The organism is Roseivivax sp. THAF197b (assembly GCF_009363255.1).
Classification (GTDB): Bacteria; Pseudomonadota; Alphaproteobacteria; order Rhodobacterales; family Rhodobacteraceae; genus Roseivivax.
The window spans coordinates 1,343,422-1,360,826 of the sequence record NZ_CP045318.1; the positions used below are offsets into that span (position 1 = coordinate 1,343,422).

Consider the following 17,405-nt stretch of genomic DNA (forward strand, 5'->3'; position numbering starts at 1 on the left):
GGCCCGCATTTTCAAAAACACCTTTGACAGCTTGCCTCAGGCCGCCAGTGTCTCTGCCGCGGCCCGCTTAAAGGTGCCGCCGGGCTTGTAGCGCGCAGCAACCCGACCCTCTTTCAGCGTGAAGAGGTGCAGCCAGCCATTGTCGAACAGCTCCCGCACGCCGTCATGCCGCGCCAGGATATCGAGGATCGCCGCTTCCGGTGCCTCGATCATCACCGACAGCCGCAGCGGCTCATGGGCGAAGCCGTCGCCATCATGGACCGCCTGCCAGGGCAGACCGGTGCGCAGCCGCCCGCCATTGCCCTGCACGACACCGATCCCGCCGGTCACGTTGTGGATCAGCTTGTTGCCGCCGCCGAACGCCTCGGGCGCCACGGAGGAGCCGTAATATTGCAGGCTGATCCAGCTTGCGACGACCACGGGGGCGGTCAGGATCAACTCCAGCGTGCCGAACCCCTCATCCGCCTGCCAGTCGTAATTGTGCAGGAAGGCGCGCCCGCCCAGATCGACGCCCGCCGTGGCCGGACGCGGCGCCGCAATGAAGGCCGCGCAGCCTGCAAGGCCCCATTCGGGACGGATCTCGGCCCAGTTGCGCGCCCGGGCTGCGACGGTCTCGGGCTTGGCACCGGGCAGGCGGGCCGCTCGTTCGGCCCGCGCAAGGGCGCCCGCGGTATCGAGCGCCAAGCGCGCCCGTTTCAGGTCGTCGCCATGATCGGGACCGGCATCATCGGCATAAAGCGTCACCGCGTCCGTCGTCGTCTCGTGCAGGCCTGCGACGAACAGCGTGTCGGCGGGCAGATCGATGCCGTGCCCCGGCAGGCCTGCGCGCGTCTCGGGATCGTTGAGCAGGCTTGCGAGCAGCCGGGCCGACACTTCGCCGGTCTGACCGCCACAGGCGCCGCAATGATAGGCGCTCTCATGCGGGTTGTTGGCGACATCCGCCCCGTGCCCCAGCAGCAGGACGAGCCGCGCGTGATTGCGTGTGAAGCTCATTGCGCGCAGGACCTTTGCGGCGGTCGCGGCCTTGTCCTCGGGCGAGAGCTCCGTTGCAAAGCGCGGGGCAGGGTGCGTCGCGGTCTTGGCGCCGCGCCCCAGCGCGTCCTTCACGAGTTTTGCGCCGTAGAACGGACCCGCCGCCTCGACAAAGGCGAAGGACGACACGGCTGCCTGCCGGAACCGGCCCCAGGCGCGCGCGGCGCGGGCCGAGATCCGGGCGTCCTGCTCGGCTTCGGGCGGACGGTGGCTGGTGGCCTGCACGGCGGGCTGCAGAAGCACCGGCAGATGCGCCTCCTGCAGATCGGAGCCATGGGCGCTGTGCGCGACAGGCAGGCCGAAGAAGCCCGCGAACCCGATCGTCTCCACATCCGTACCGGTGCTTTCGAGCGCCCGCCGGAACACTTCCGAGCGCACGTCGATGCAGAAGGCCGCCTGCAGCGCGGGCCGCGCGTCAGACGTCGTGCCGCCCTTCAACGTGATCTCGAGGCCGCGCTGATGCGCGCGTTCGGCCGCGTCCTGCAGGATTGCATCGGCAACCTCGTCCGGCGTGGGCGCGATCGGTGCCGCATGGGCGGCGATGGTCGCCTCCCAATCGGGCGCGATGGCGGGCACATGGTGAAAGAGCGCCTCTTCCCACAAAAGCCGGATCGCAAGGAGGTCCGTCAACGCCGTGTCGCTGCCGCCTGCCAGCTCCGCCTGCCAGAGCTGCCAGCGCGCGTGATGCGCCCAGCCGCCCAGATCGACGAGCAGGCGGTGGAACACCGTCTCGGCCGCCTCGTCGGTGATGCCCAGCGTTTCGCAGGCGCGCAGGATCGCGCGTTCGGCGGTGTCGGGCGCGTCGGCCACATGGGCGCAGAAGCCTGTCAGCCCCGCGATCTCGGGGGTGAGGTCGTTCGTCGCCCAGTCGCGCCAGGCGGCAAAGGCCGGGCGGCCCGGGGCGGGCGTCCAAAGCGCCTGACCCTCGTCGAAATGGCCCGCGGCCCAAAGTCCCGTCGCGCGCAGGATCAGGGCGGGCCAGTCGGTGCCCTCGGCCTGCGCGGCAAGCTCTGCCACGGTGGGCAGCGCCTGCGGTGCGGGATGGGGCCGCTTCATCCGTGATTTGAGCGCGGCAAGGTCGACGGGCTTCAGCGGATCGGTGCTTTCGAACAGGGCCGCGGCAAGGTCGTCATCGCTGATCGTGCCCTTGGCGATTGCGGCTGCGTATTCCTCGCGGCTCCGCGTGAGGCGCACGCCTGCGACCCGTGCCAGCCGGGCGGCGGCCATGGTCAGCGGCTCGCCGGTCTGGCCGAGAAAGGGATTGACCGCGACCGTGGCCGATAGCGGGAAGGCTGGCGGGATGGCCCGGCAGGCGGTCTCTGCGGCCTTCAGGATATCGGACACCCGTGCGGGGGCGATGGTGCTGTGCTTGAGAAACATGGGTTTCGCTCCGTCTTGAGGTGTCAGTTGGATTTCGCAGCCCGGAATCCGCCGATCAGGCGATCCAGCAACGCGTTGAGGTAAAGCCCGTTGGCAAGGTGGACCCGAAGCCCCGCCGTGGCCGGATGATGCGCCCAGAGCGGGAAGAGCGACTGCGCCAGCGCAATGAGCCCGAAAGAGAAGAGCGCAAGCACGATGAGCGCCCATTCAAGCGGACCGGGCGCCTGCGGCGCGGGCAGATGCGCGCCCCAGAGCACATGCGCGCCCTGCTGGAAGGCGAAATAGGCCAGCGCCGCCCCGAAAGAAGCCAGGGCCGTGCGCTGCGTCAGCGCTTTCGGGGCCTTGTCCGCAAGACCCTGTGCCACGAGATAGGCCACGCCGAAGATCAACATCGCGCCCAAGGCCAGCGCCTGTGCGGATTTCGGCGCGACGAAGGCCATGAAGCCCGCAGCGACCACGCCGTATAGAACCAGCGCCAGAACGAAGGCGCGCGCCACCGCGGCCAGATCGGGGGCGGCCACGGGGCCGGGGCGCCGGGCATCGGTCACGGCCTTGACCGCGCCGCCCGAGCCCAGGAAGGCATGCGCCTTGTAGAGCGAATGCGCCACGATGTGCAGCAGCGCCAGCGTCCAGAGGCCAAGACCGCATTGCAGCAGCATGAAGCCCATCTGGCTGATCGTCGACCAGGCAAGGCCCGTCTTCACGGCACTTTGGGTCAGCATGACCATCGCGCCGAAAAGCGCGGTCAACCCGCCCAGGATTACCAGCGCGGCCATGGCGCCGGGGCTTTCGCGCATGGGCTCGGCCATCCGGATCAGAAGGAAGCCGCCGGAGTTGATGATGCCCGCGTGCAGCAGCGCAGAGACGGGCGTGGGCGCTTCCATCACTTCGGTCAGCCAGCCATGCAGCGGGAAGGAAGCGGTCTTAAGCGCGGCTGTGAGTACCAGGAGCGCCACTGCGATATGAGCCGCAACCGGCAGGCCCGCATCGGCCGCCGCGGCGCCGATTGCGGTCAGGTCGCTCGTGCCGAACGCCGCCCAGAAGAGAAGCCCGGCCACGATGAGGCTGGCATCGCCGAAGCCCCAGACCAGCGTGAATTTCGTGGCCGCACGCCGCGCTTCGGGCCGGTCGGGATAGAACAGGAGCAAGGCCCGCAGGCCCGCGCCAATCGCGAGGAACGCCGCGACCAGAACGGCAAAACTGCCCGCTTGCACGAGGATCAGAACCGCGGCCAGCGTCGCCAGCATCAGGCCGTGAAAGGCGCCTTCGCGCGGCTCCCCGTCGAGATAGCTGCGCGAATACCGCAGAACGATCCAGCCCACAAAGCCCACCAGCACCGCCATCGTGGCGCTGAGCGCATCGAGCCGCAGCGCGATCAGGCCAAGCCCGCCGCCAAGGCTGCGCGTTTCCGGTCCTGCGACCAGGAGCTGGACCAATCCGGCCAGCGTCAGGCCAAGAGATGCAAGCGCCGCGGCCTCGGCCCAGCGGGGCAGAGATCCGGGGCGGGCGCCCGGTGTCAGCATGGCGCGCGCGGCCACGGCCAATAGCACCATGGGGGCCAGGAAAGACAGCGGAAGCAGCGAGGACATAGGCCAATTCTCCGGTCAAAATTTTCGTTGAGGGGCAGATAGGGCGGAAAAGGCATCAATAAAATTACATATATTGTGAGATTTCGTTCTGTTTGATAGAACGCCTGCATGCTGAACCTGCATCACCTCCGTCTTTTCCGTGCCGTGGCCCGCGATGGCACGCTGACGGGCGCTGCGCGCGGGCTGAACCTGTCGCAATCGGCGGTCTCGACCCAGATCAAGACGCTGGAGGCGACGCTCGGCCATCCGCTTTTCGAACGGCGGGGGCGGGGGCTTGTCCTGACCGAAGCGGGGCGCATCGCGCTCGATCATGCGGAGGCGATCTTTCGCACCGCCGACGATCTGACGGCCACCTTGCGCGAAACCGGATCGGCGCGCCGTCCCCTCCGGGTGGGGGCGCTTGCGACACTGTCGCGCAACTTCCAGCTGGAATTCCTGCGCCCGCTCATCCAGCGCCCGGATGTGGAGGTGATCCTGCGCTCGGGCTCGCAATCCTCGCTTCTGTCGGGGTTGGAGGCGCTGTCGCTCGACGTGGTGCTGACCAACCTGGCGCCCAGCCGGGATGCGGCCAGCGCCTATCTGACCCGCAGGCTCGATGCGCAACCGGTGAGCCTGATCGGCACGCCTTCGCGTCTGGGGCAGGGGCCGCATGAGCTTGCGCGCTTGCTGACCGAGATGCCGCTGATCCTGCCCACGCCCGAAACCGCGCTTAGATCCGCGTTCGACGCGCTGACAGCCAGCCTGTCAATCACGCCGCATATCGCGGCCGAGGCTGATGACATGGCCATGCTCCGCCTTCTTGCGCGGGAAGATGCGGGCCTTGCCGTGATCCCCTCCATCGTCGTGCGTGACGAGCTGGCCTCGGGCGTGCTGATCGAAGCGCTGCGCCTGCGCGACATGGAAGAGACGTTCTACGCGGTGAGCCTGCAGCGCCGCTTTCCGAATCCGCTTCTGGCCGAATTGCTGGGCGATGGCGCGCGCGCCACCAAGGGGCCGTAGCGCGGCGCGTCATCGGGCCGGTCTGTGCTGTTCCTGCACGAAAAAGGGGCGCTGATTGCCCGCTGCGCGATCATCTGCCCGTTATCCGGGCGCAGGCTCCCGTGCCATGAGCCACTTTTCGCTGCAATGCAGAGAATTTTACCCATTTCCCATGCCCGCAAATATACTACCTCTGACGCAACGCCGGTTTTGCGCGTGTGCGGCGTGCCGCGAAGGAGGTTCGATGACGTCCTACTCCGAAAACACCATGGAATTCGCCGACTTCCTGTTCGAGCGCCAGAAAGTGGTCTGCTACGGCCTGAAGAACAATATCGGCGGCACGACGACCATTCTCAACTTTCCGTCTCGTGAATTGGCCGAGGATTTCACCGCCGCCTTCCTGCTCGATCGCGCCTTCGAGATCGTTCAGAACGATGCGCAGATCATCTGCCTTGCGGATTACGACCGGGTGATGCGGCTCTCGGCCGATGATCCCCGCGTGCGGTTTCTGAACTATAATCGCGATTTCATGATGGGCACGCTGGCCCACGTGAGCTGAGCCAAGTCGCGCCTGCTCTGACGCCTGCACCTAGGGCGCGCACGCTCTCAAAGCTGCGCGGTCAGCCCGCCGCGACGCAAAAATCATCGCCAAATTCCGGCCTCTGCCCAAAAATTACTCACCATCTGCGACCTGATGGGCTATCCCGAGGGGAAGCGGCGCATGGGACTGGTCTTCACAGCCACGCCGCAGGACAAAAAGACGATCCAACAGGGGAAACCACAATGCTGAAACACATCGTTCTCGCCGGTGCTGTCGCCACTGCGGCCAGTGCCGCCTCCGCGCAAACCGAAATGCCTTTCGCGCTTGATTGGAAGTTCGAAGGCCCCGCCGCGCCTTATACCCATGCGGTCGATGCGGGCCTCTTCGAGGCGCAGGGCCTGTCCGTCAGCATCACCGAAGGGGCCGGATCGCTCGACGCGATCCCGAAGGTCGCCACGGGCGCCTTCCCGGTGGGCTTTGCCGATATCAACTCGGTGATGCGCTTTCTCGATCAGAACCCCGACGCGCCGGTCATGCCGGTCATGATGGTCTACGACAAGCCGCCCTTTGCGGTGGTGGGCCGCATCAGCCAAGGCGTGTCCGAGCCAGCTGATCTGGAAGGCCGCACGCTGGGCGCGCCGCCGCCCGATGGCGCCTGGGCGCAATTCCCGATCTTCGCCGCCGAGAATGACCTCGACGTGGATGCAATCACCGTGGAGCCCGTAGGCTTCCCCACGCGCGAGCCGATGCTGGCGCAGGGCGAGGTGGACGCCGTGACTGGCTTCTCCTTCTCCTCGACGTTGAACCTGATCCGTCTGGGCGTGCCCGAGGAGGACATCTCGGTCATCCTGATGGCCGATTACGGCGTTGACCTCTACGGCAACGCGATCATCGTGAACACCGACTTCGCCGAAGCCAACCCCGAGGCGGTGACCGGCTTCCTGACCGCCATCGCGCAGGGCTGGCAGCAAGCCATCGACAACCCCGACGCCGCCATCGAGGCGCTGCTGAAGCGCAACCCGGCCGCCGATGCCGATCTCGAAAAGCGTCGTCTGCAACTGGCCATCGACGCCAACGTGATGACCGAATACGTGGGCGAGAACGGCATGGGCAATATCGACCCCGAGCGCTTCGCCGCCGCCATCGAGCAGACCAAGACCGTCTACGAGTTCCAGAACGAACCCGACGCGGCAAAGTTCTTCGATGACAGCTATCTGCCTGCGGGCGACGTGCTGATGCTCAAGTAAGATCGGGCAAGGTGCCGGGCTTTCGGGTCCGGCATCTTCCAACGCGGCGGGGAAGATGGATAATCTCATAGAAATCAAGGGCGTGCAGCACGCCTACAAGACCAAGGCCGGGCCGCTCCCCGTCCTTGACGGGCTCGATATCTCCGTGCCCGAGGGCGAGTTCTGCGCCGTGGTTGGCCCGTCGGGCTGCGGGAAATCCACGCTGACGCGGCTCGTGGCAGGCCTGATGAAGCCCGATGCGGGCGAGGTCTGGCTGCATGGAGAGCGGGTGACCAGCCCGCGCAAGACTGTCGGCATGGCCTTTCAGAACCCCGTGCTTCTGGAATGGCGCACCATCCTTGAAAACGTCATCCTGCCGCTCGAGATCGTGGCGCCGTCGATGCCGCGCCGCGACCGCGTCGCCCGCGCCGAACAATTGCTCGAGATGGTGGGCCTTTCGGGTTTCGAGGAAAAACGCCCCTCGGAGCTCTCGGGCGGGATGCGCCAGCGCGCCTCTCTGTGCCGGGCTATCGTGCACAAGCCGGACGTGCTGATCATGGACGAGCCCTTCGGCGCGCTCGACAATTTCACCCGCGAGGATCTGTGGCAGACCATGCACGATCTGCGCGAAAAGGAGCCCTTCACCGCCGTGCTCATCACCCATGATCTGCGCGAGAGCGTCTTTCTCGGCGATCAGGTCGTGGTGCTGTCGGGCCGTCCCGCCCGCACGCAGTTCATTTTGAACGTGGACCTGCCGCAGGACCGCACCATCGACGTGCTCTATACTCAGAAAGCCGCCGACATGCTTCACACGCTGCGCGATCAGATCAAGATCGCCCAGGGCCGCGATCCGGAGGTGGCCGCCTGATGGATATGGTTCGAAAGATCGGCGTGCCCGTCGCCACCATCCTCGCCTTCCTGCTTTTCTGGGAAGCGCTGGTGCGCATCAACAACTGGCCGAACTACGTCATGGCCTCGCCATCGGACCTGCCCGCCGCCTACGCGCAATTCTGGGAGCTGTTCCTGATCGGGTCCTGGCAGACGCTCTGGCGAACGGTGGCGGGGCTTGGCCTTGCAGTGCTGTTCGGCCTGCTTCTGGGCATGATCATGGGCTTCAGCCGCATCGCGCGTGACGGGCTCTACCCGCTGCTGGTGGGCTTCAACGCGATCCCCAAGGCGACGCTGGTGCCGGTTCTGGCGCTTCTGTTCATCGGCCAGCATGATTTCAACACGGTGATGATGGCCTTCCTGATCTCGTTCTTTCCCATCGCCGTGTCGGTCGGAATTGGCCTCTCGACGCTGGAGCCGGAATACCGCGACATCCTGCGCTCGCTCGGTGCGTCACGGTTCACGATCTTCCGCAAGATCGCGCTGCCGAAGACGCTGCCCGAGTTCTTCGGGGCGCTGAAAGTGTCGGTGACGCTGGCCTTCATCGGCACCAACCTCGTGGAGATCGTCTCGCCGCACGGGCGGGGCCTTGGTGCGCTGTTCCTGTCGGGACAGACCAACTCCAACTACCCGCTGATGTTCGCGGTGCTGATCGCGCTCGCGATCCTGGGCATTGCGCTTTATTACGCGGTGGTCGCGCTCGAGAAGACCTTCGCGGGCTGGGCCGAACGGCAATCGACCTGAGGGCGGGGCGGGGGCCTCAGAAGCCCACCGCCTGTCCGTCCTTGCGCGGATCGGAGCCTGCCGCGTAGCTGCCATCCTCGAGCCGCTGGATCAGCTGCGCGCCCCCGAAGCCGAAGGCCGTATCGGGCGTCTCCACCGTGATCTCGTGACCGAGCTTGGCTAGCGCGTCGCGCGTGGCCTCAGGCATCGCCTCCTCGCAGGCGACGTTCATGCCCTTAACGAAGCGCCAGCGCGGCGAGTCGACCGCCGATTGCACATCCTGCTCCCATAGTTGGGTGCGCAGGGTCATCTGCACATGGCCCTGGGCCTGCATCGGGCCGCCCATAACGCCGAAGCTCATGGCAGGCTGGCCGTTCTTCATCAGGAAGCCCGGAATGATCGTATGGAACGGCTTCTTGCGGGGGGCGACCTCGTTCGGGTGGCCTTTTTCCAGCGTGAAGCCCGCGCCGCGGTTCTGCAGGCTGATCCCGGTACCGGGCACCACCACGCCCGATCCGAAGCCCGAGTAATTCGACTGGATGAAGGACACCATCATGCCCGAGGCATCGGCGGTGGTCAGGTAGACCGTGCCGCCCGCCTGCGGTTCGCCGGGGCCGTAATCCTGCGCGCGGTCGGTGCTGATGAGCTTGGCGCGCTTGGCGAGGTAACCCGGATCGATCAGATCCTCCACGCGGGGGGCGGTCATGTAGGGGCGGTCGGCGACATAGGCGTAAAGATCCGCAAAGGCCAGCTTCACCGCTTCGATCTGCAGATGCAGCGCCTGTGGATCGTCGGGGCCGAGATCGCGCACGCCGGTATGGGCGAGCATTCCAAGGGCCATCAACGCGGCAATGCCCTGACCGTTGGGCGGGATCTCGTGCAGGCTCAGATCGTCGAAATCAGACGAGATCGTGCCGCACCATTCGGGGCGATGCTCCGCCAGATCCGCCATGGACAGAGCCGCGCCGTGCTTGCGCGCATCGGCGATGATCTTCTCGGCCAGCGCGCCTTCGTAGAAGGCCCGTCCGTTGGTTTCGGCAATCGCGGCGAGGCTTTGCGCCTGTGCCGGATTGCGGAAGCGCGTACCGGCCCTGGGTGCGGCCCCGCCGGGCATGAAGGCTTCCGCGAAACCGGGCTGGTCCGACAGCATCTCCGCGCCGCGCTCCCACAAGGCGCCGATGATGGGGGAGACGATGAAACCGCCCTCGGCATAGGCCGTGGCAGGCGCCAGCAGCGTGGGCAGGTCGAAGCGGGCATATTTCTCGGCCAACTCGGCCCAGGCGGCAATTGCGCCCGGCACGGTCACGCTTTCCCAGCCACGGAAGGGGATCTCGGATTGGCCCGCGAAGCGCTCGGGCGTCCAGGCCGCAGGGGCCGCGCCCGAGGAGTTGAGCCCGTGCAATTCCTTGCCATCCCACAGGATGCAGAACGCATCGGAGCCAAGCCCGTTGCCCGTGGGCTCGACCACTGTCAGCGTGGCGGCGGCGGCGATAGCCGCATCGACGGCATTGCCCCCCTTCGCCAGCATCGACAGGCCTGCCTGCGCGGCCAGCGGGTGCGACGTGGAGACCACGTTCTGCGCAAGGATCGGGGAGCGGCGGGAAGCGTAGAGGGCATCATGGCGCAAATGCATCAGGAAGCGTCCTTCGTGTCATTGTTGCAGGAACGGCGCGATTTCACGATGCCGCGGATCGCCCAGGCCACGGAAAGGATTGCCGCCACGAGGAACAGCAGGCTGACGGGACGGGTCACGAAGAGCGACCAGTCATTGTCCGTCATCAGCGCGCGGCGCAGGTTCGTCTCGGCGATGGGGCCCAGGATCACGCCCAGCACCAGGGGCGCCAGCGGATAGTCCAGCGCCTTCAGCGCATAGCCGAAGAGGCCGATGGCGCCCAGAAGGTAGAGGTCCGTGACCCGGTTGTTCAGCGCGAAGGAGCCCACGACGCAGCAGACCAGAACCACCGGCACGACAACCCATTTCGGCACCTCCGCCACCCGCAGGAAAGCGCGCATCGACAGGACGCAGACCACCAGCATCATCAGGCTGGAGACGGCCATCGCAAGGAACATGCCGTAAACCAGATCGGCATTGTCCATGATCAGGCGCGGACCGACCGAGATACCATGCACCATGAGCGAGGCCATCAGGATCGCGTCGACCGCGGAGCCGGGGATGCCGAGCGCGATCAGCGGGATAAGCCCGCCGCCCGCGGTCGCGGAATTCCCCGCCTCCGAGGCCACGACCCCGTCGGTGATGCCGGTGCCGAACTTCTCGGGCGTCTTGGAGCTGCGCTTGGCCTGGTCATAGGCCACGAGATTGGCGATGGAGCCGCCCGCACCCGGCAGCGCGCCGATGGCCACGCCCACGATGGAGGACCGGATCAGGTTCACCGGGCGCATCAGCACTTCGCGCATCACCGCCCATGTCTTGAAGTCGATCTCGCCCTCGACGAGCTTTTCGCCGGTCTTGATGGCCTTGGCATCCTCCACCTCGGAGGCAAGCTGCGAGATCGCGAAAATGCCGATCAGCACGATCAGGAAGGGCAGGCCCGCCGCCAAGAGCTCGAACCCCATGTCGAAGCGCGGGCGACCCAGGATCGGGTCGGTGCCGATGGTGGCGATGGCGAGGCCGATGAGGGCCGCGATCAGGCCGCGTTGCAGCGAATGGCCCACAAGCGAGGCCACGATGGTCAGCGCGAAGACAATGAGCGAGAAATATTCCCAAGGGCCAAGCTTCACCGCGAAGATCGCAAGCGGCGGTGCCGCGACGATCAGCACGGCGGTCGAAATGAGCGTGCCGAAGAATGACGCCCAGACCCCGATGGATAGCGCGCGCCCGGGCTCGCCCTTGCGCGACATCGGGAAGGCGTCGAAGGTCGTGGCAACCGAAGAGGGCGTGCCCGGAATCCCCAGAAGGGCCGCGGAAATCAGACCGCCGGTATAGCCGCCCACATAGACCGACAGCATCACCGCGATGCCCTGCAAGGGCTCCATCGTGAAGGTCAGGGGCAGGGTCAGGACGATCGCCATGGTCACCGTGAAGCCGGGGATCGCAGCGGCGATGATGCCCGCGATGGAGCCTGCCAGCATCATCAGAAGCGTGACGGGCGAAAGCACCTCGGAGGCGCCGAGAAGAAACGCATCCATGGATCAGCTCCCGCGCGGAAGGAAGACGTTGAACACCTCGGCGAAGAGCCAGTTCAAGCCGAAGGAGAAGAGGATCGACAGGGCGACGGCCAGCGCGATGGCCGTGCGGGTCTTGGGCGACAGAACGATCTGCAGCACCAGTAGAAAGCCCAGCGTCGCAATAGGATAGCCGATGACCGGCATCGCCGCGAGATACACCGCCAAGCAGCCGAAGACCGCGAAGACGAGGCGGCGTTCCACGGCCCAGCCCGTGATGCGGGCGGCAAAGCGGCCATAGGCGGAGCCGGGCAGGCTGCGGACCGACCCCACGATGGCGATGAGCAGGAGCAGCATCAGAACGCCGTGCACCAGCATCGGGAAGGCGCCCGCACCCAGCACCTCGAAACGGGATGTGGGGATCACGCGGGCTTCGAGGAACAATCCGGCCGAGACCGCCAGCAGCGCGACATAGGAGAGAAGGCGGGCAACCTCGCCCGCCTCCTCCGCGTCATATGGGGTGGCCTCTTGGCTCACGGTGCGATGACCTCTGCCAGGCGGTTAACCGTGTCCGAAAGGTTCGAGAGGTAGGTGGTGTACTCCTCGCGGCCCCGGAAGGCGACGGTCGCCCCGGCGTTGTTGATCTGCTCGATGAAGGTTTCGTCCTGCGACAGCTCCATCAGGGCCTGTTCCAGCGTGGCCTGAGCCTCTTCGGGCGCGCCTGCGGGCATCACGATGCCACGGGTGACCGAAAGGTCGAGATCCGAACCGAGTTCCATGAAGGTGGGCACGTCCGGGGTCTGCTCCATCCGCTCGGTGGCGCCGGTGGCGAGAAAGACCAGATCGCCGTTCTCGACGAATTGCAGCGACGAAGAGATGTCACCGATGGCGAGATCGAGATTGCCGCCCACAAGCGCGCGGATCCGCTCGCCCGTGCCTTCATAGCCCACATAGCGCCAGTCGAGGTCATAGGCCTCGGCGATCATGGCCGCGTGCACATGGGGCACGCCGCCCAGCGTGACGCCGATGGTCAGTTCGCCGGGATTGGCCTCGGCATATTCGATCAGGCCCTCGAACGTGTCGAAGGGCTGATCGGAGGCCGCCACGAGGTATTGCGGCGAGGCGGTCATCAGCGCGATGGGATCGAAATCGTCCCATTTCAGCTCGGTCAGGCCGGTCGCAGTCGCGGCCAGAAGGCCCTCATGCACCTGGGAGATCGTGTAGCCGTCGGCATCGCGGCGCGAGGCTTCGGTCAGGCCCACGGTGCCGCCGACGCCGGGCATGTTGATCACGGGCATCTCCGCGCCGAGATAGGGCGAGACGTTGTTGGCCACGATGCGCATCAGCGTGTCGCTGCCGCCACCGGGCGACCAAGGCACGATGAACTCGACGGGACGGTCGGGGTAATCCTGCGCGAGGGCAGGCTGGGCCAGCGTGGCGGCGGCCAGGCCGATGCCTGCGGCGATCCGTGTGAGGACAGTCATTCGGGAACTCCCTGTTCTGAGCGAATCTCCGGCACTGCGCCGGGACGCCTCACGGCTATGGCGTAAGAAAACCTTATGAAAGCGAATTGTTCTTGGGATTTTCGTAAGAGATGCTTAAGAAGCGGGAATGGATATCCGCCAGCTCGAAACCCTGATCGCCGTCGCGGACACCGGCAGCTTCGCCGCAGCGGCGCGGCTGGTGAACCTGACATCCTCCGCTGTTAGTCAACAAATTCAATCACTTGAGTCCGAAATGGGCGTGCAGCTTTTCGACCGGTCGAAGCGCCCGCCAAGGCTCAATGGCAAGGGGGAGGACTTCCTCCGAACCGCCCGCAATGTCGTGCAGACCATGACCGAGGCGCGGGTCGCCTTGTCGGGCGGGCGGACCTCGGGTGTGCTTAAATTCGGGGCAATTCGCACCGTGTCGACGCGCTTCATGCCGCAGGCCTTCGCTGAAATGCGTCGCGTCTATCCCGATCTCGCCTTCAATCTGTCGGTGGGGCTGTCGGAAAAACTGATGTCCGATGTCGGGGCAGGGCGGCTGGACGCGGCCCTCGTGGCCGAACATGTGGGCGTCCCGTCGAGCCTCGCCTGGCACCCGGTGATCGAGGAGCCGCTCGTGCTGGTCGCCCCACCCGGCACTGCGGACGAGACCGAAACGGAGCTGATGCGGCGGCTGCCCTTCATCCGCTACGAGACCGATGTGCCGCTGGCGCGCCAGATCACGACGGAGCTGTCGCGGCTTGCCATCGCGCCTCGCGAAGTTGCGGTCGCCAACACGATGCCCGCCGTGGTCGGGCTGGTGGAGGCGGGCCTGGGCTTCGCGGTCGTGCCCCGGATCGCCTATCTCGATGCCCGTTCGGAGCGGCTGGTCTGTCGACCTTTCGGGCGCGGCCAGATCTCGCGGCGGTTGGGGCTGGTGCATCGGCAGAACTCCACAAGGTCGAAGACGCTGGCCACCTTGCGCGGCATCCTGTCCGATCAGGGCGGGGCCTTGTCGGACGACGCGGCCTGAGGGGCGCGCGATTGCGCTTTGTGTGCTGGCACGGGTCCTTTATCCTCGCGTTGGACACTGATCGGAGGATGCATGGAGTCCATGACCGTGGCGACCATCTCTCACCGCTTGCGTCAGGGGGCGGTCATTGTGCTTGCATGTGCATGCCTTGGCCCTGGAGACGTGTCGGCCGAGACGACGGCCGCGCGGGCCACGTCAGGCGATTTCGATGCGGAAGGCCCGATCGATTGCGTGCAACGGGATGGGTTGCCCATGGGACGCTGCATCGCCCGCGTGGCGCGGGCGCCGGGCGGAGAGGCGACCATCGTCATCACCTTCGAGAACAGTTTCACGCGCACCTTGTTCTTCGAAGACAGCGCGTTCTTGCGGGCCAATACGACCATGTCGGGTGTGGGCACGGATACCGATTGGCGCATCGAAGAGGGTCTGCACAACATCCGTGTCGACGATCAGCGCTTTGTCCTGCCGGATGTGCTCATCTTCGGCGAGTGACGGCACGGTCCGGAACAGGCCGAGGGGTACACGCAAGCGAAAACGACTGCGCCGCCCGAAGGCGGCGCATCCGATGTTTCTGGCGAGGCGATCACATGCCGCCGGGTGTCAGCTTGTGGATTTGGCCTTCATCGACCGCCGTGTAGAGGCTGCCATCGGGACCCAGCACAACCGAGCGGAAGCGCGCCGAGTCCATGGGCAGCGTCATCTCGGTCACGTCCTCGACCTCCATGTCGTCGGTCAGTTCGATCACGTCGATGCGCTGGCCGATGGGCGTGCCGCCGAAGCCGATGCCCATGATGCCGACAACCATGGCGCCATCCCAGTCACCCCATTGCTCGCCTTCGAGGAAGGCCGCCGAGGAGGTGCCCTGCGACCAGCCATTGTTAGTCCAGATCGGTGGCATGGCGTCGGGATAGGTCTCGAAGTCGGTCATCGGCATGAAGGCCGCGCGCTCGTAGCGGTTCATGCCCTCGCCCTGGTTGGGCATGTAGCCGCAATAGCCGTCCGGGCAGTCACCGCGTCCGGCCATGTTGTCGCGCGGATCCCAGCCGGCATTGCCGCCATTCACGAGAACGGTGATCTCGTCCGAGTGCCAGGGGCCGTGCTCTGCCGCGATGGGCGTGCCGGTTTCGGGGTGGAAGGCGATGCCCTGCACGTTGCGGTGACCATAGGTGAAGGTCCGCGGATCGAAGCCCTCGGGCGGGCTGTTGTCCGGATGGGCATTGCCATCGGTGTCGATGCGGATGACCTTGGAGCCCATCATCGTCGGGCTTTGCGGGACCTCTTCGTTGTGGTTGTCGCCGGTGGTCAGCCAGAGCGCACCACTTTCGTCAAAGCGCACGCGCCCGCCGTTATGCGCACCGGGGCCGCCGAACGGGTGGTCCGAGGCTTCCATCTTGTAGGGCACGTCATCCACGATGTCGGTGCGATTTGAGACCGAGGTGAAGTCCCCAGACACCTCGAAGCGCATCAGCCGGTTGGTATGCGGGTCGGACATGTTCGACGTCGAATAGACATAGACCCGGCGGTTCTCGGCGAAGTCGGGGTCGAAGGCGACGCCCATCATCCCGGCCTGGCCTTCGCAGAACAGATCGTCGCCCGTGGCGGCATAGCCTTCGCTGCCGCTCATCCCGTAAAGCGCGTTGACGGTGCCGTCGGGCATGCGCACCGACAGGCCTTTGCACTTCTCGGTAAAGAGCATCGTGCCGTCGTCGAGAAAGGCCATATCCCACGGGCTTTCGAGGTTATCGAGCACCACCTCGTGCTGCAGTGCGGTCGTGTTCATACCCGATTGCGCGAGCGCCGGGGTCGTGCCCAGTGCCGTGCCGAGCAGCATGGTCGCGATGAGTGCCGATGTCTGGCGATTGGTCTTTTTAACCATTTTATCCTCCCTGATACGATGGTTGCCGGAGCCTGCGCGATTTGGGGATAAATGACGCAAGGTCACCCGGGCCACCGACGGTAGGCCGCAAAAACGCTTTGGAGCAAGAATTTTCCGACGGATCCGTGCTGGGCTCGGCGGAAGACCGCATTTGCGTTTTCGGGCCCATGCCAGTTACGCCTCTGGAATCGTTTGGAGAATTATGGGGTGTTCGGACGGGAGGATGGCCACGGGACGCCCGTCCGCGCGGTTGCGCAGACGTCGCTCATTGATGTGTTGCGGTGCGGCTTTGAAGCGGCCGCCTCACTCGAAGGCGGTCGTTACATACACGGCGATGCTGGCGATCTCGTCATCCGACAGGCGCTTGGCATGGGGGATCATCAGCAGCGAGTTCGGCCCCACCTTGTCACCGGCGCGGTAGGTCTCCAGCCGGTCGGTGAGGTATGCCACGTCCTTGTCGTTGAGCTTGGGATAGCTCGCCATGCCGTTCGCGGTAGGGCCATGGCAGTTCTTGCAGACGGATTGGTAGATCTCTTCGCCCTGCGCCGCATCCTGTGCATGGGCCGCGACGCCCGACAGGCAGAAAACGGCCGCGACCGCGAGGGAGCTGTGCTTGAACGCCATGAGATAGGTCCTTTCGAAAATTGAGATCGGGTCGGTCGCCCGTATGCATGAAACCCCGCCGTGCCGCGCTCGGTGCGGGCACCCGCTCTGGACGGGTATTGCTACGCATTCCCGCGCGGCGATCAAGGGCGTTATCGCGGGCGCATCTGTGCCGAGCATTGGCAAGGCCGCGATGCTCTGCAAGAACCGGGGCGGACCTGTTTCGACGGTCTGATCGCATTGCCGGGGGCGCAGCTGCCAATGACCTCTTATGCCCGATACGCCCTCTATTATCTGCCGCCCGAGGGCGCGCTGGCTGAGTTCGGCGCGCGTTGGCTGGGCTGGGATGCGCAGGCGGGGGTGGAGGCCCCGCTTTACGATCTGGACGGCCTCGATGCCATGACGGCGGGCCCGCGCAAATACGGCTTTCACGCAACGCTGAAGCCGCCGTTCCGGCTCGCGCTGGGTCGAAGCCAGGCGGATCTGGAAGCCGCCATCGCGGAGCTTGCGGGGCGCACTGCCCAGGCGCGCGCGGATGGGTTGAAGCTCGCGCGGCTGGGGCGGTTCCTCGCCCTTGTCGCCGATGGCGACAGCACCGGGATTGACCGGATCGCGGCGGCCTGCGTGACGGACCTCGATGCGTTTCGGGCTCCGATGGATGTGGCGGAACGGGCGCGCCGCCAATTGCCACATCTGACCGCGCACCAGCAAGAGTTGCTGGCCCGTTGGGGCTATCCGCAGGTGCTGGACGCATTCCGCTTTCACATGACGCTAACGGGTCGGCTGAACAAATCCGATCTCGCCCGGGCCGAGGCGGCGCTGCCGACCCACCTGCCGGACTTGCCCGCGCCGTTCGTTCTGGACGCCGTCACGCTTCTGGGGGAGCGACCGGATGGCCGGTTCGAGCGCATCGCGCGCTTCCTGCTGACCGCCTGACTTACGTTTGG

General features: G+C 65.9%; 16 protein-coding genes. 8 read left to right on the plus strand and 8 right to left on the minus strand.

Going from position 1 to position 17,405, the window contains the following annotated elements:
• Positions 1–36: 36 nt before the first annotated feature.
• Entirely contained in the window at positions 37–2,412 is a 2,376-nt protein-coding gene (locus FIV09_RS06700) for a YbcC family protein (protein ID WP_152449270.1), read from the minus strand.
• A 23-nt stretch (positions 2,413–2,435) separates the two neighbouring features.
• Positions 2,436–4,001 (minus strand): proton-conducting transporter membrane subunit, encoded by a 1,566-nt coding sequence (locus FIV09_RS06705; protein ID WP_152449271.1) that lies wholly within the window; start codon positions 3,999–4,001, stop codon positions 2,436–2,438.
• Between the two features lie 108 nt (positions 4,002–4,109).
• On the opposite strand from FIV09_RS06705, the gene FIV09_RS06710 reads away from it, so the two are divergent.
• From FIV09_RS06710 to FIV09_RS06730, 5 genes are all read left to right on the plus strand, one after another.
• The gene (locus tag FIV09_RS06710) at positions 4,110–5,000 is read left to right on the plus strand and encodes a LysR family transcriptional regulator (protein WP_152449272.1); all 891 of its coding nucleotides are present in this window, start codon (positions 4,110–4,112) and stop codon (positions 4,998–5,000) included.
• Positions 5,001–5,223: 223 nt separating this feature from the next.
• Positions 5,224–5,538 carry a hypothetical protein gene (locus FIV09_RS06715; RefSeq protein WP_152449273.1) on the plus strand — a complete coding sequence of 105 codons (315 nt, stop codon included), beginning with the start codon at positions 5,224–5,226 and terminating at the stop codon, positions 5,536–5,538.
• Between the two features lie 224 nt (positions 5,539–5,762).
• Positions 5,763–6,767, plus strand: a complete 1,005-nt coding sequence (locus FIV09_RS06720) for an ABC transporter substrate-binding protein (RefSeq protein ID WP_152449274.1) — start codon at positions 5,763–5,765, stop codon at positions 6,765–6,767.
• 55 nt (positions 6,768–6,822) lie between these two features.
• Positions 6,823–7,614, plus strand: a complete 792-nt coding sequence (locus tag FIV09_RS06725; protein ID WP_152449275.1) for an ABC transporter ATP-binding protein — start codon at positions 6,823–6,825, stop codon at positions 7,612–7,614.
• Positions 7,614–8,378 carry an ABC transporter permease gene (locus FIV09_RS06730; RefSeq protein ID WP_152449276.1) on the plus strand — a complete coding sequence of 255 codons (765 nt, stop codon included), beginning with the start codon at positions 7,614–7,616 and terminating at the stop codon, positions 8,376–8,378. Before FIV09_RS06725 ends, FIV09_RS06730 begins: the two co-directional genes overlap by 1 nt.
• 16 nt (positions 8,379–8,394) lie before the next feature.
• Here the strand turns inward: FIV09_RS06730 and FIV09_RS06735 are convergent, their stop codons facing one another.
• From FIV09_RS06735 to FIV09_RS06750, 4 genes are read right to left on the minus strand one after another with little or no spacing between them, the layout of a single operon-like run.
• Positions 8,395–9,990 carry a gamma-glutamyltransferase family protein gene (locus FIV09_RS06735; RefSeq protein WP_152449277.1) on the minus strand — a complete coding sequence of 532 codons (1,596 nt, stop codon included), beginning with the start codon at positions 9,988–9,990 and terminating at the stop codon, positions 8,395–8,397.
• Positions 9,990–11,504, minus strand: coding sequence for a tripartite tricarboxylate transporter permease (locus tag FIV09_RS06740; protein WP_152449278.1), 1,515 nt, complete (start codon positions 11,502–11,504; stop codon positions 9,990–9,992). Before FIV09_RS06740 ends, FIV09_RS06735 begins: the two co-directional genes overlap by 1 nt.
• A gap of 3 nt (positions 11,505–11,507) precedes the next feature.
• Positions 11,508–12,017: a tripartite tricarboxylate transporter TctB family protein gene (locus FIV09_RS06745; protein WP_152449279.1), complete on the minus strand. Its 510-nt coding sequence runs from the start codon at positions 12,015–12,017 to the stop codon at positions 11,508–11,510.
• A complete protein-coding gene (locus tag FIV09_RS06750; protein ID WP_152449280.1) occupies positions 12,014–12,964 on the minus strand; it encodes a tripartite tricarboxylate transporter substrate binding protein in 951 nt (316 codons plus the stop codon). Before FIV09_RS06750 ends, FIV09_RS06745 begins: the two co-directional genes overlap by 4 nt.
• A gap of 127 nt (positions 12,965–13,091) precedes the next feature.
• Between FIV09_RS06750 and FIV09_RS06755 the strand changes: the two genes are divergently transcribed.
• Together FIV09_RS06755 and FIV09_RS06760 are read left to right on the plus strand one after the other, a co-directional pair.
• The gene (locus tag FIV09_RS06755; RefSeq protein ID WP_152449281.1) at positions 13,092–13,979 is read left to right on the plus strand and encodes a LysR family transcriptional regulator; all 888 of its coding nucleotides are present in this window, start codon (positions 13,092–13,094) and stop codon (positions 13,977–13,979) included.
• Positions 13,980–14,051: 72 nt separating this feature from the next.
• Positions 14,052–14,471, plus strand: coding sequence for a hypothetical protein (locus FIV09_RS06760; RefSeq protein WP_152455276.1), 420 nt, complete (start codon positions 14,052–14,054; stop codon positions 14,469–14,471).
• Between the two features lie 91 nt (positions 14,472–14,562).
• Here FIV09_RS06760 and FIV09_RS06765 read toward each other — a convergent pair whose 3' ends face one another.
• Positions 14,563–15,855, minus strand: coding sequence for a sorbosone dehydrogenase family protein (locus FIV09_RS06765; protein WP_152449283.1), 1,293 nt, complete (start codon positions 15,853–15,855; stop codon positions 14,563–14,565).
• A 303-nt stretch (positions 15,856–16,158) separates the two neighbouring features.
• The gene (locus tag FIV09_RS06770) at positions 16,159–16,479 is read right to left on the minus strand and encodes a c-type cytochrome (RefSeq protein ID WP_152449284.1); all 321 of its coding nucleotides are present in this window, start codon (positions 16,477–16,479) and stop codon (positions 16,159–16,161) included.
• 240 nt (positions 16,480–16,719) lie between these two features.
• Between FIV09_RS06770 and FIV09_RS06775 the strand changes: the two genes are divergently transcribed.
• A complete protein-coding gene (locus FIV09_RS06775) occupies positions 16,720–17,394 on the plus strand; it encodes a DUF1045 domain-containing protein (RefSeq protein ID WP_152449285.1) in 675 nt (224 codons plus the stop codon).
• The last annotated feature ends 11 nt before the right edge of the window (positions 17,395–17,405 follow it).